Origin of the sequence: Rhodovulum sp., assembly GCF_011048875.1 — a bacterium.
In the GTDB taxonomy this organism is placed as follows: domain Bacteria; phylum Pseudomonadota; class Alphaproteobacteria; order Rhodobacterales; family Rhodobacteraceae; genus Rhodovulum; species Rhodovulum tesquicola.
Genome location: NZ_DSDD01000352.1, coordinates 1 through 2,447, shown reverse-complemented (window position 1 = coordinate 2,447; position 2,447 = coordinate 1). Strand labels below are relative to the sequence as shown.

Sequence of the window (2,447 nt, the reverse complement as noted above, 5' to 3'; positions counted from 1 at the left end):
GCCTGCGCCATGGCCCGGCGCGTCGCCCTCGGGCAGGAACCACAGATCGGCCTCGGGGCGCGGGGCCGGATCATAAGGCGACGTAAGGCTCGGCGGGTCGTCATAGGCCGCGCCGATATCAACGGGTTTGCGTGCCATACCCGCAGAATAGCACGGCTGCGCGGATGACATGGGGGAATTCTGATTGCGGTGTCTTTCGTCCCCCGGCCCCTTGCCCCGCACAGGGCGCCGCATGCCCGGAAAAGGCTCTGTTCCAGCCCAAATTGCAGGAAACCGGCGTCCCGCGTGCCCGGCAAACGCCCTTGCATGCGATGACAAACGGTCGTTTGGTAGTGACATAGCGAATTGAAAGGCGCCCTGACTTTGCGCGGAACGACAGGCCGCGGCCGGGGGCTCGTGAAACGATGCCGGCAGGCTGGGGAATTAGCGCAGAATTCGCCCGCTATCGTCTTGTTCCTGCCCCATCCCTGTTGCACCTCTGGCCCGAACGGGACTAACGTCGCGCGGTTTTTACAGCCGATCACGATATATCGTCAGGAAACGGGCAGAGCAGGGTTTCAGGCATGGGCAGCAAGGTTCGGATCGCCGTGGTGGGGCTCGGCAAGATGGGGCTCAGCCATTTCGCGATGGTCAATGCGCACCCCGATGCCGAGACCATCGCCTGTGACGGGTCGGGTTTTCTGGTGGATGTGCTGTCCAGGAACATCGCGACGCCGATCCACAAGGATTACGACACGCTTCTGGAAAAGGAGCGGCTGGATGCGGTGGTGATCGCCACGCCATCGCGGCTGCATGCGCCGATGGTGCGCGCGGCGCTGGACAGGGATATCCATGTCTTCTGCGAGAAACCCTTCTGCCTCGACTGGGCCGACAGTGCGGCGCTGACCGAATTGGCCGCCGAAAAGGGCCGGGTGGCGCAGGTGGGCTATCACTACCGCTATGTCGGCGCCTTCCGCGAGATGAAGCGCATCCTGGACAGTGGCGCGCTGGGGCGCGTCACCCATGTTCTGGCCGAGGCTTACGGCCCCGTCGTGCTGCGCCCCAAGCGCGCGACCTGGCGCACCAGCAAGGAGGAGGGGGGCGGTTGTCTTTATGATTACGCGGCGCATCCTCTGAACCTTCTGAACTGGTTCTTCGGCACGCCCGACCAGGTGACGGGCTCGGTGCTGGGGCAGGTGTTTTCCGAAGGCACCGATGACGAGGTGTTCTCGACGCTGCGCTGGAACGATGGGCCGACCGCGCAGCTTTCGGTGAACTGGTCGGACGAGAGCCATCGCAAGATGTCCACCAAGATCGCGATGATCGGCACCAACGGGCGGCTTTATGCGGACCGGCAGGAATGCCAGCTCTACCTGCGCGAGCCCCATGACGCGCTGCCGGGCTATGGGCCGGGCTGGACTGTGAAATACACCACAGAACTGACCGAGGATGCCTGGTTCTACCTGCGCGGCGAGGAATATTCCGCGCAACTGGCCGAGTTCATCGCCGCCGTGCGCGACGGCAAGGCGCAGGCGGCGGAAAACGGCTTCGCCTCGGCGGCCGAGACCGACCGGACGCTGGCGATGATCATCGAGAATGCCGAAACCGGGCTGCCCGTGGGCGAGGCGCGCGCGCGCGCGCCCGAACCCGCGAAGCGGCGCGGCTGGTTCGGGCGATAGGGAGATGACGATGGACAGGCTCTTGTTCGGCGACAACCAGTTCTTCGGCATCAACCACATGTCCGAGGGAAAGGCCCGCGCCCAGGCGATGCGCTTCCAGAAGACCGACGCAATCATGGATGTGCTGGACATCGCCTATGACGAGGGCATCCGCACCTTCATGTGCACCACCCATGACCGCATCGCCGAGGTGGCCGACCGGGTGCGCGCCAACCCCGCGCGCTACCGCGATTTTACCTTCTACCCCTGCATGCCCTATGCCCACAAATACGCCAATGCCGTGACCGAGCATGGCATGGTCGGCGCGCTGAAGCATTTCATGCCCGAGGACGGGCTGTTCGCGACCGCGCTGGCGGGCGGCAAGGCGCTGGCGACCCGCGAGGTCGACGGCATGGCGCGGGTGCTGATCGACATGGAGATGAAGATGTTCGCGGGCACCAGGACGCCCGTGATCTTCGTGCAGAACGTATTCACCGACCTGCTGCTGGGCATGGGCTTCACGCGCGCCTTCCGCATCTTTCACGACCATATCGTCGAGAAATACGGGGCGGAGCCGGCCTATATCACGATGAACATGCCGATGCTGCTGGATGCGCTGGAAAAGGAGGGCATCGAGCGGCCGATCATCTGCGCCAACATCAACAAGATCGGCTTTCGCATGTCGGGGGGCTTCGATGCCTATCTCGACGCGCTGAAATCAGGCCGCGTGCGCGCCATCGCGATGTCGGTCTATGCCAGCGGCGCGATCCCGCCCGACGAGGCGATCCACTGGATTTCCGAACTGCCCGG

At 64.3% G+C, this 2,447-nt stretch carries 2 protein-coding genes; both read left to right on the top strand.

What is annotated here, in order from left to right; all coding sequences use genetic code 11:
* Nucleotides 1-563 precede the first annotated feature (563 nt).
* A complete protein-coding gene (locus ENN83_RS12365) occupies nucleotides 564-1,658 on the top strand; it encodes a Gfo/Idh/MocA family protein (RefSeq protein WP_287187427.1) in 1,095 nt (364 codons plus the stop codon).
* Between the two features lie 10 nt (nucleotides 1,659-1,668).
* Nucleotides 1,669-2,447 (top strand): hypothetical protein (locus tag ENN83_RS12360; protein WP_287187425.1); only part of this gene is annotated, 779 nt, incomplete at its 3' end.

Excerpts from the sequence above, each read along its gene's own strand:
- ENN83_RS12365 (WP_287187427.1), top strand. The coding sequence starts at position 564 with ATGGGCAGCAAGGTTCGGATCGCCGTGGTGGGGCTCGGCAAGATGGGG.